The 9,592-nt window shown below is 66.3% G+C and carries 11 protein-coding genes, 1 tRNA gene and 5 pseudogenes; 8 read left to right on the top strand and 9 right to left on the bottom strand.

Going from position 1 to position 9,592, the window contains the following annotated elements; translation table 11 throughout:
* Nucleotides 1-275 (bottom strand): annotated as a pseudogene (locus MJ777_RS10120) (pyridoxal phosphate-dependent aminotransferase family protein); the annotation flags it as partial.
* Between the two features lie 524 nt (nucleotides 276-799).
* Nucleotides 800-1,006: a ferredoxin gene (locus MJ777_RS10115; protein WP_239312275.1), complete on the bottom strand. Its 207-nt coding sequence runs from the start codon at nucleotides 1,004-1,006 to the stop codon at nucleotides 800-802.
* Between the two features lie 180 nt (nucleotides 1,007-1,186).
* Here MJ777_RS10115 and MJ777_RS10110 point away from each other — a divergent pair, with 180 nt between their 5' ends.
* Entirely contained in the window at nucleotides 1,187-1,468 is a 282-nt protein-coding gene (locus MJ777_RS10110; protein WP_239375490.1) for a hypothetical protein, read from the top strand.
* A 611-nt stretch (nucleotides 1,469-2,079) separates the two neighbouring features.
* On the opposite strand, the gene MJ777_RS10105 is transcribed toward MJ777_RS10110, so the two are convergent.
* Both MJ777_RS10105 and MJ777_RS10100 read right to left on the bottom strand, forming a co-directional pair.
* Nucleotides 2,080-2,490, bottom strand: coding sequence for a type II toxin-antitoxin system VapC family toxin (locus MJ777_RS10105; RefSeq protein ID WP_239312271.1), 411 nt, complete (start codon nucleotides 2,488-2,490; stop codon nucleotides 2,080-2,082).
* Complete coding sequence (locus MJ777_RS10100) at nucleotides 2,487-2,711, bottom strand: hypothetical protein (protein WP_239375488.1); 225 nt, start codon at nucleotides 2,709-2,711, stop codon at nucleotides 2,487-2,489. The genes MJ777_RS10105 and MJ777_RS10100 overlap by 4 nt, the downstream gene beginning before the upstream one ends.
* A 696-nt stretch (nucleotides 2,712-3,407) precedes the next feature.
* Here MJ777_RS10100 and MJ777_RS10095 point away from each other — a divergent pair.
* The 3 genes and pseudogenes from MJ777_RS10095 to MJ777_RS10085 all read left to right on the top strand — a co-directional run.
* Nucleotides 3,408-3,931: pseudogene (locus MJ777_RS10095) on the top strand (site-specific integrase); the annotation flags it as partial.
* A 309-nt stretch (nucleotides 3,932-4,240) separates the two neighbouring features.
* Nucleotides 4,241-4,438, top strand: a complete 198-nt coding sequence (locus tag MJ777_RS10090; protein ID WP_239346158.1) for a ribbon-helix-helix protein, CopG family — start codon at nucleotides 4,241-4,243, stop codon at nucleotides 4,436-4,438.
* Nucleotides 4,435-4,815, top strand: a complete 381-nt coding sequence (locus tag MJ777_RS10085) for a type II toxin-antitoxin system death-on-curing family toxin (RefSeq protein ID WP_239336282.1) — start codon at nucleotides 4,435-4,437, stop codon at nucleotides 4,813-4,815. The genes MJ777_RS10090 and MJ777_RS10085 overlap by 4 nt, the downstream gene beginning before the upstream one ends.
* A gap of 392 nt (nucleotides 4,816-5,207) precedes the next feature.
* Here MJ777_RS10085 and MJ777_RS10080 read toward each other — a convergent pair.
* From MJ777_RS10080 to MJ777_RS10070, 3 genes and pseudogenes are all read right to left on the bottom strand, one after another.
* Nucleotides 5,208-5,654 (bottom strand): annotated as a pseudogene (locus tag MJ777_RS10080) (DEAD/DEAH box helicase family protein); the annotation flags it as partial.
* A 469-nt stretch (nucleotides 5,655-6,123) separates the two neighbouring features.
* Nucleotides 6,124-6,501, bottom strand: a complete 378-nt coding sequence (locus tag MJ777_RS10075) for a helix-turn-helix domain-containing protein (protein ID WP_239313898.1) — start codon at nucleotides 6,499-6,501, stop codon at nucleotides 6,124-6,126.
* Nucleotides 6,498-6,905, bottom strand: a complete 408-nt coding sequence (locus MJ777_RS10070; protein ID WP_239346161.1) for a hypothetical protein — start codon at nucleotides 6,903-6,905, stop codon at nucleotides 6,498-6,500. Before MJ777_RS10070 ends, MJ777_RS10075 begins: the two co-directional genes overlap by 4 nt.
* A 288-nt stretch (nucleotides 6,906-7,193) precedes the next feature.
* Here MJ777_RS10070 and MJ777_RS10065 point away from each other — a divergent pair.
* Together MJ777_RS10065 and MJ777_RS10060 are read left to right on the top strand one after the other, a co-directional pair.
* Nucleotides 7,194-7,807: pseudogene (locus tag MJ777_RS10065) on the top strand (replication initiator); the annotation flags it as partial.
* Between the two features lie 38 nt (nucleotides 7,808-7,845).
* A complete protein-coding gene (locus MJ777_RS10060; protein ID WP_239346162.1) occupies nucleotides 7,846-8,040 on the top strand; it encodes a helix-turn-helix domain-containing protein in 195 nt (64 codons plus the stop codon).
* Nucleotides 8,041-8,046: 6 nt separating this feature from the next.
* Here MJ777_RS10060 and MJ777_RS10055 read toward each other — a convergent pair whose 3' ends face one another.
* Complete coding sequence (locus tag MJ777_RS10055; protein WP_239346163.1) at nucleotides 8,047-8,229, bottom strand: AlpA family transcriptional regulator; 183 nt, start codon at nucleotides 8,227-8,229, stop codon at nucleotides 8,047-8,049.
* A gap of 166 nt (nucleotides 8,230-8,395) precedes the next feature.
* Between MJ777_RS10055 and MJ777_RS10050 the strand changes: the two genes are divergently transcribed.
* Together MJ777_RS10050 and MJ777_RS10045 are read left to right on the top strand one after the other, a co-directional pair.
* Nucleotides 8,396-8,773 (top strand): hypothetical protein, encoded by a 378-nt coding sequence (locus tag MJ777_RS10050; RefSeq protein ID WP_239346164.1) that lies wholly within the window; start codon nucleotides 8,396-8,398, stop codon nucleotides 8,771-8,773.
* A 270-nt stretch (nucleotides 8,774-9,043) separates the two neighbouring features.
* Nucleotides 9,044-9,196: pseudogene (locus MJ777_RS10045) on the top strand (site-specific integrase); the annotation flags it as partial.
* A gap of 157 nt (nucleotides 9,197-9,353) precedes the next feature.
* On the opposite strand, the gene MJ777_RS10040 reads toward MJ777_RS10045, so the two are convergent.
* A tRNA-Arg gene (locus MJ777_RS10040) sits at nucleotides 9,354-9,426 on the bottom strand.
* Nucleotides 9,427-9,592 lie beyond the last annotated feature (166 nt).

Genomic DNA, 9,592 nt, shown 5'->3' with positions numbered 1-9,592 from the left:
ATATGGATGTGCGTGATCGTGGGAATCGTGAGGCTGTCTTCGGCGCCGAGGAGCTCGGTGAGTTCTTCTTCGATCTCGGTGAACAGCCGTGGATGGGCGATCATACGTGACCAGCTCGGATGGGTACCCCACTTGGTCAGGTACTCCGGCACCATCGCAATGATCTCTGAGTTTACATCGAAACCAAGATAGTTGCAGGATGCAAAATCCGACAGCCAATGATCGCCTATGCGAATCCGGCGGCCATTGATTTCATCGACAATCGAGTCCACCATCGGATGGCTGTCTCGTAGCCCGGCGAGCTCCGCCAGGGGTCCGAGCGGTCGGCCCAGTATGCGGTCGTAGAGCCCCTGTTGATCTGGCGAAGCCTGGCGTGCGGGTGGCTTCCCCGGAGTTGTGGACAACGCCCCTCCTCGAAAGATGAGGGTCCCACATTACGGCGTGGCTTTCCGGGGCGACGTTGTTTTTGGGTATTTATCGGCGGGTGGCCGGGTCGGCTGCCCCGCTGGCCGATTCGGGCAAATGCTATTTTATTGGTAATAATGGTTCAATATTTTTATTGTATGTGTTCGAGGGAGTGGTGGGCTGGATCCATTATCAGCTGCTATGTGCGCCAGCTGGAGTACGGCCGGCTTGCCGGGGCGCGGTGTATGCCTGCCGAGTCGTGCTGTGACGGTTCTGTCGCGGCCGGTCGTGGCTCGGCTGTTAACGATCTCGGTCGGGGTTCCGTGGAGCCGTCCGATCACAGGAACCCCGCCGCGAGAAGAGCGTGATCACGACTTTCGTGGTTCGCGGTGGGTTACGCCGCGATCCGCCCGATTGCCTCAGCCGGGCAGAACTCCAGGGCCTGCAACAACATCTCCTCTTCCTCCTCGGACGACGGCTGCCGGCATATGTAGTAGACCTCGCGAGCGTCATCGCGCTTGAAGAAATCCGGGGCAACGCCGCGGCAGTTTTCGCAGTCAGTGCATTCGGAGTCGACGAAGAAGGGGCCTTCAGCATTCATGGGAAGTCGGTTCTTTTCGCTTGCCACATCACACCTCGCGTTCGTTGTGAGCGTTGGTTGCAGCCACCCGGACGATTCTATCCGCCAGCCCGGCTGCCGGGCTGGTCGCGCTTCACGTATGTTGACAGGTGCTCGGCGTGGCCATTCTGACCGGAAAGTCCATGGGTCTGAATGCCCGCCGTGGCCGGGGCCGACGGCCGGATGGCGGGATTCCCGCGAGACGCCGTGGTGACAGCGGGCGTGCGGAGGAGTGCCAGGGCATGGCGGATCGTCCAGGCCTGTCCGAAGGTGCAGGTGCTGGCCTCGGCGTACCGCGGTGTCGCTGCTCTCCGGGCAGCCGGTGTGAGGCCGGCCAACGTCCCGGGCATCCTTGTGAGGTTGCTCTGGAAGGTTGCGGTGATTCGGTTGTTCCGTTACCTGGATGGTATTCCGTCGATTATCGGTGGTCTCGTCATCGATTAGTTACCGCTTTGAAACATGAGGCCGATCGAAGCGGCTGCGAACGTGCCCAGTCATGCCGTCACATCGGATCCAATTCCTGGTGAGGAGACGGGCGGATATCTCGCTCCGGCAGGACCTGTGCGGGGTTCGGTATGGGCCGCTGAGCCTGTGGCGGCCCGGCCGGACAGCGAGAGTCCGCTCTGGAGCGGTCCCGGTTCCGTGGACAGCGGACCTGAAGTCCACTGCCCGAGAGGAAGAGGCGTCATGGGGGCAGCACCTCGGAAGCACACGCAGGAGTACAAAGACGAGGCGGCACAGTTGGTGTTCGAATCAGACTGGCCGTTGGCCGGGGTCGCGAGTCGCGACATCCCGAACACCGTCACCAACCGTCACCGGCTTCGGGCGCGCTTACCGTCAGCGATCAAGCTCAAGGTGATGGCATTGTTCCCGCCTCCGCCTCCGCCTCCGCCTCGCGACGCACGCACCCCAATCCCGCCCCTTGATCCACACCGCTATTGCCGGTCGCTCTCATGCGAACCTGAACCTGCAGGTCAACGACCCGGCCGTGTCCATTGAACCTGCCCATGCGAAGATCCGCGAGGCCGGCTACGCCGACAATACAAACGCCAAGGCTACGGCAGCAGAGTGAAGGCGGGGACGTGGCTTGGACGGAGCACGCTGAAGTGGCGGCGATCCAGCGTCGCGATGTGCACCGCCTGGAAGTTCTCAGCGACCGCGACGACGAAGGCGTCGGCGGTGCCCAGTGGAAGACTCGCATGCCGTTCGACCAGAACGGCGGCCTGACGGGCGTCGGCAGGCGTGACGGGCACCAGCTCGTAGACACCGTCCGCCACATCGCGCAGAAAGTCGGCCTCGGCCTTCGTTCCGGCCCGGCTGAAGAGCAGGTAGCCGATCTCGGAGAGGAGCGGGGCTGGGAGCAGAAGCGGCCCGGGAAAGTTCTGGAGCAGGTCGACGCATTGCCGGTGATGGTCGTCCTTGCGGTTGGCGAGCGCCAGCACGGGGCCGGTGTCGACGACGATCACGCGCTGCGGCGGTTCTCGTCACCCCAGGCCTCGCGCATGCCTTCCTTGGCGCGCTCGCCCAGATCTGGTTCGCCGTCGAAGAGAGCCGTCGTACGGAACTGACGACGGGGGCGCTCGCCGCGCTCCACGGCAGCCCACTGCCGCAGCAGCTCCACGGCTTCGGGTAGCCGGTCCTCCGGCAGCGCGTCAAGCAGCCGATGTGCTTCCTCGCGCACGCTCATGCAGCCGGTGTAGGAGCCTTGCCTGCCTCCGGCCGTACCACACACGTGGTCTCCATCCCGGGAAGCCCGACGTCTCATTACGGCCTGGCGGTCACAGGCATCCACAGACCCCGGCAGCGCTCAACCTTCACCGCCGCTCCGGCCGGAAATCCTGATCTTGTGAAGGGCGTGGCGGGAATAGAACCCGAATGTGCTCCCTTTAGCATCGCCACGGCCCACGGCCCACGGCCCACGGCCCACGGCCCACGGCCCACGGCCCACGGCCCACGGCCCACGGCCCTGGACCCAACACGCCGAGACCAGGGTGCACCTCGCGATCCGCTTCCTCGGCTGGCTCTACGACCGCGACACGACGCCCACCAGCCTCGACCAGGCCACCATCGAGATCTGGCTGACCACAACCGGTCCCGCCGCCGCCGACATCCGCGACTTCCTCGACTGGGCGGCCGATCGCGGTCACATCCAGCGAATGAACGTCCCGCCCCGGCCGCGGCGGACCGGACCGGCGACCAGCGAGACCGAACGCATCACGCTACTCACCCGGCTCCTGCACGACGGCACCCTCGAGCGCACCGACCGCGTCGCCGGGGCCCTGCTGCTGCTCTTCGGCCAGCAACTCTCTCGCATCGCCGCGCTGAGCACAGACCAGATCACCGAGTCCGGCGGCACGGCACACATCCGCTTCGGTACCGAACGCGTCGCGGGGAGCTCCTTGGTCTCCAGTGGTCGGACATCGACACCGACCGGAGACCCTGACGGTTCGTCACACACTCCTGCGGGTCGGCGGGGAACTGCGGCTGTTCCCGCCGAAGACGGAGGATTCCGAACGGACCCTGCCGCTCCTGGGCCTGGTCACGGATGCGCTCGCGGAACATCGCAAGCTCCACAACGCCGAGCGTGCGGCGGCCGGCGAACGATGGGTCACGACGGACCACGTGTTCACGACGACGATCGGGACACCGATCGAACCCGACAGCCTGCGGCGGTTCTGGATGCCGCTACGGTGCGCGGCCGGTCTCGACGGCGTGGTGTTCCACGGGCTGTGCCATACCTGCGTCACGCTATTGTTGGATCTTGGTGTGCCGCCGCACATCGTCCGGGACATCGCGGGCCACTCGGCGATCGAGGTCACGATGACGATCTACGCGCATGCGTCGATGGGGGAGAAGCGGCGTGCGCTGGGCAAGCTCGATAGCCACCTGACCGAGCCCCGACCCTGACAGCCGTTGCCGCACCCGTTGCTACATATGGGGGTTCCGGGGGGCTCGGCCGCCTGGCAGGCATGACAAGGGGATCGAAAGGCCCAGCATACGGGCTTGATCCCCGAGTGCACCCAACCAGCACTAATGCGAACCTAAACCTGCAGGTCAACGGCCCGACCGTCTCCATCGAACCTGCCCATGCGAAGATCCGTCGGGCCGGCTACGCCGGCAACGCTAACGCCAGGAAGATCGGCTAGGAGTCGATCGCCGCGACCACGCTGTGAGACCCCACGATGGTATCAATGGTGATACCGTGAGGTTGTGGCGATGACACTGCGCTTGACGGATGATGAGGCAGAGGCTCTGCGTCTGCGCTCTGAGCTGGAACAGCGGTCGATGCAGGAGATCGCGCGGCAGGCGATCCGCGAATACGTCGAGGCGCACAGCCGGGCGGAGTTGCTGGATCAGGTGTTGGACGAGGAGCTGCCTCGGTACGCGGAGGCGCTCCGTCGGCTCGGCGAATGATCTATCTGACGCTTCGCGAACTGTTGTACATCGCCGAGCGGGCCATCGGCTCCGAACCGGTGGTCAGGGACCACGGCCTGCTCGAATCCGCTCTCGCGCGCCCGCGGGCGACGGTGTTCGGCCGTGACGCCTATCCCTCTCTGGACGGCAAGGCCGCCGCGCTCCTGCATTCGCTGGCTCGCAACCATGCCCTCGTCGATGGGAACAAGCGGCTCGCGCTCGCCGGTCTGATCGCCTTCTACGGTGTCAACGGCCGTCGCCTGACGCTGACCAACGATGAAGCCTACGACCTCATGATGAGCATCGCCTCCGGCGCCATCGATTCCGTCGAGGACATCGCCAAGATCCTTGAAGGGGCGACCCGGAGCCGTCGGTGAGGACCTGGACATGCCTCGCCGTATCGGACTCTGCTCCTGCCTCGAATCGAGGAGGTTGTACCCAAGACGTGACCGACACTGCCCATGGTCGTCGCGTACACCGCATGTCTGCCCTGGGGTTCCTCGGTTCGCTCTGACGGCCCATGGCCGCTGTGACCAGCGGCGTACGATGCGGCCATCGTCCGCCGTCAGAATCGTGCGCGAACTCGTTCTCGCAGCTCACGTCCTTGACTATGATCTTGGGTGCGCCCGGTATCAAGGCTGGTCCAGATCGCGGCGTCGCACCGGTGTCTGCAGTCGTCCGCGGACGTACACAGCCGCTGCTACACCAGAGCTGGGCTGAACCGGCACCACCAGCGACCCGCTTCCCACCTGCGTCTATGGTCGGGGGTGAGCGGCTCTTGGAGCTGCCCGTCGAGCACCGTCCGGTCCACGACCACGATGACCGAGTCGAAGACCTTCTCGTCGTCCACGTGCAGCCGCGCCAGCCGGTGCGCGGTCCAGACGATCGTGTTCGTCTTCCCCGACCCGGCCGAGTGCTCGATCAGGTACCGGTTGCCGACGCCCTCCTCTCGCACGGCGTCGACGATGGTCGTCACGCCCTCCCACTGGTGGAACCGCGGGAAGAGCATGCTGGCGCGCCGCACCGACGTCCCCGCCGTAACGTCCCACTCCTCCCTGGTCTCCACGATCATCAGCCGTCCGATGATGGTGAGCCAGGCGTTCTTCTCCCAGACCCGCTCCCACAGGTATGCCGTCGCCGACCGCCCCTCGGCACCAGGCGGGTTGCCCGCCCCGCCGTCGTGGCCGATGTTGAACGGCAGGACGTGCGTCGCTTCAGGCTGGAATTCCCACGCCCGCTCAACGCCGAGTACGGGGTCCTGCAGGCTCACTTCCTCGGGGGCTTCGCTGCCGCGCTTTCAGAGAGCAAGCTGGTGGAGGCACGGCCCTGAACCCCGTGTCCGTGGGCGGCTGGCGTCTCGGTTCTTCCGCACCCAGCGATTGCTTCCGTGTTTGGATCCCCCGTCGACCGCCATGAGATACCCACACACGGTGGTCGACGGCCGGGCTCGCGCCGGCCATGACGCGGGCGATCACCCGAGCGGACCGTCGGCGGCCTTCTGGCACGTCCGGACCGAGGCCCGCCCACAACGTTCCCGATCTGCGCCCTGATCGAGCGCCGGACGCAGGTGGGCGCTCCCCGTAACCGCCCCCACGTCGGGTAGCCGTTCCTGGTGTGGAGCTGGTTCGTCGCCCGCGGGCCCACGTCTCCCTGTCTCGGCGCGCGCAGTCGAGGTGTCCGTGTCGTCAGGCGGTCCGGGCGCCGTGGATGATGCCGAGGTCGAGTTCGATGCGGCGTCCGTGGACGGTGACGACGATGCTGGCGGCGTCGGCGCCGGTGGCGGTGAGGTAGTCGTAGAGGGTGGACAGGAGCATGTCCTCGCGGCTTTCGAGGCGCGAGACAGCGGCCTGGCCGACGCCGAGCTTCTTGGCGACCTCTGTCTGGGTCATCTGCGCGGCCTTGCGGATCATCGCCAGGTTCATGGCGTGGACCCGGTCCATCTCCTCGGCCGCCACGTGGGCCTCGGCGACGTCGGCGGCGAGCTGGGGGTCGGCTAGAAGCCGGTTTAGGTGGTCGTTGCCACGGACGAACTTCGACGGCAGCTGCGGGGCGTTCTCTGTCATGGCTTCTCCTCGTAGGAGGTCTCGCGCTTCCACTGGTCGATCAGGGGGTCGGCTCTGGCGGCTGCTCCGTCGTAGAAGACGTCTCCCAACCTGGCCTTGTCGGCGGCGAACAGCGTGACGACCACGGTGCCGGTCCCGGGAGGAAACCAGCAGATCAGCCGGACAGCTACCCGTGGGTCGTAGGCGTGCGAGACCCGCCAGAGCGGGTAGCGGCGGGACTGCCGTACCCAGCGCAGGGTGGCCGTTTCGCTGTCCCGGGTGGGCGGATCTGTCAGGTTCCGCAACTGGTCGAGGGCACGAGCGGCGTAGGCCAGCAGGAGACGCGAGCCTTCGTCGCCTGCACGCGCCTCCTCCTCGAGGCGGTCGAGCCACCGGCCGAAGTCCTCGGGCCAGTCAATGTCCACCGCGGCAGTATTACATCAAGGAGATATTCTATGCAAGGCATGGGTGTGTCGATTGACCTGGACTCGACCTCACGCCCATGTTCGGCGACGGAGGGTGTCCACGGAGGTGATGGGTCGCATCGACAGGCCGGGCGGCGTGCTGAAGCAGCTCTGGACCGCCAGAGTGGCCGGCCGGAAATTCGGCCGCCGGGAACTCGCGGGCAGCCAGGCATCCAGGCCCAACGGACACGGGCTGTGGCCGGAATCTGCCGATACTGGCGGTGGCCAGCATGATCGCGTAGGTCGCCTGTGGTCCGGTTCGGGGTGCAGGTCCGCGCGGACGGGGTGACCGCCACCAGCCGCAACACCGGCCGGTTGATCGGCTACCTGACCAGGTATCCGACCAAGTCGTTGGATACCTGTCACGACGTCACCACCGACGCGCAGCGGGCGCATGTCGAGCGGCTTGCCGACGCCCTGCGGTTCGAGCCGTGCGCGCCGACGTGCGCGAACTGGCTGCGCTACGGCGTGCAGCCGAAGAACCCGAAGGCCGGGCTGGTGCCGGGGCGGTGCACGGGCAAGGCCCACCGGCGGGAAACCCTCGGTTTCGGCGGCCGCCGCGTGCTCGTCAGCCGGAAGCGGTCCGGTAAGACCCTCACCGACCATCGGGAAGATCGCAAGACGTGGGTCCGGGAACAGCTCGCGGTCCTCGGCCACACCGGCAACGAGGCACGCGGCGGTCAGGGCGGCGCGTCCGACCGGGTGATCCGGCCGCCCTACGTCGGGAACATCTCCTCCTGCGCGCAGTCGCGGACCGTCACCACTGACGCGCCCAGTTGGACGCGGCACGTGCCGCACGGACGGCCCGCGGGCATCCCGGCCCGGTTTCGGCAGCCGACCCCGGCATGCCCCGCGCGGCCTGAACCCGACCCTGACAATCACAGCAATCACAGGAGGAACCGTGCACACGCTTCTTCTCACGACCACGGAAGCCGCCGACCTGCTCGGCGTCAGCCGCACCACTGTCTACGAGCTGCTCAACGCCGGACAGCTCGAATCCGTCCGGATCGGCCGGGCACGGCGCATCCCGCGGGCGGCGCTTGTTGCCTACGTGGATCGGCTCCGGGGGCTCCCGGAGACGGGGGCTGCGGCGTGATGACGGTCAGGTCCGGTCATCGGTGGAGGGCCGGTGTTCGGCAATCCATGCTTCTACGTCTTCGGTGTTCCAGATGTGGCCGGCTGCCAGGGTGGCGGTCGGTTTCGGGAAGGTCGGGTCTTCCTTCAGCAGCTGGTTCACTCGCGTGCGGCCTACTCCGAGCCGCTGCGCGATCTCCGCCGCGCCCATGAGGTGATCCGACATAGCCCGACATTACTGGACGACCGTCCAGAGTGTGGATATCGTTTCTCATGGCTGGACGATCGTCCAGTCGCGGTAAGTGGTCCCGGTGGGTGCTCGAACACCACACCGGGACCTTGATCCCGACCCTTCACAGACAAGGGAGCGAGACCCAATGCCCATCATTCCGCCTGCCTATGACCCGCCGCGCGACCCCTCGGACGGACAACCCTTCGTTCGCCTCGACACTCCCGGCCACGGCTACTACGAGATGACCGTCAAGCCGGGTGCCGACCCGTTCGACCTCGCCCGGACCGCCGTCAGGATTCCTACCGACGCGGTGTTCATCGAAGCGCTCGGGGATGTCGAGGTCGTGTTGGTGTTCCGGGCGATCCCGGGCACGGCCTTGCCGGCACCCCGCCCGACCTCGCCTCGTACCGCAGGGTTCCCGCGCAGACCCAACCGTCCTGATCGGTCGTCGCGGTCGTTCGTTTCTCCCCCGTTACCTTCTTCGTGGCCCCGCCGGGGCTCCCGGCCTCCGGACCTGGCATGACGAAGGACATAGGGGCACTTTTTCTTCCGTTCCTCTGGTAGGCGCCTGATCTGCCGGGGGCCGGACGGGTCCAGGGTCGGCGAAAGCCGATCATGCAGTGACACGTCAGTGCCCTGGACGCGGCCGGTTCCCCGGCAGACCCTCCCGCGCCCAGAGGACCGGGACAGTCCCGACCGTCGGACGTCACCTCACCGAGTCTCGCTCTGACCCGGAATCGACCAAGGCTCCGCCGAGGAACTCGACGCGGTACGAACATTTCTGCCTACCAGTTTGGATCTTGACGTGCCGCCGCACATCGTCCGGGACATCGCGGGCCACTCGGCGATCGAGGTCACGATGACGATCTACGCGCATGCGTCGATGGGGGAGAAACGGCGTGCACTGGGCAAGCTCGACAGCCACCTGACCGAGCCCCGACTCTGACGGCTGTTGCTGTACCCGTTGCTACACAGACGCCGTCCCGATCAGTGTCGGGACGGCGTCTGTGATCGTGGAGGGTTCGGGGAGTTTGGCCCCCCGGCAGACAGCGCGGCTGGTGACGAAGCCAACCGAAGGTCGACGAGCGCACTCAACCGGCTCGTGCGCCCGGCAGGGATCGAACCTGCGACCCAGTGCTTAGAAGGCACTCGCTCTATCCGCTGAGCTACGGGCGCTTACCGCCTATTGTGCTTGTCGCCCGGAGCGAACGCGCAGCGCGGTTCTGACCCAGGCTGCGGGGGAATAATCGATCGTCGCGGGTCCCGTGTCAACTGGTTACCGACAGAGACAGAAGCGTGCTCCACCGTCGTCAGCTGGTTGCGTCTGTCACCGTGATGATCT

The organism is Protofrankia sp. Cj5 (assembly GCF_917627405.1).
Classification (GTDB): Bacteria; Actinomycetota; Actinomycetes; order Frankiales; family Frankiaceae; genus Protofrankia.
The sequence above is the reverse complement of the archived record's forward strand: the minus strand, read 5'-3'. Positions and strand labels throughout refer to the sequence as shown.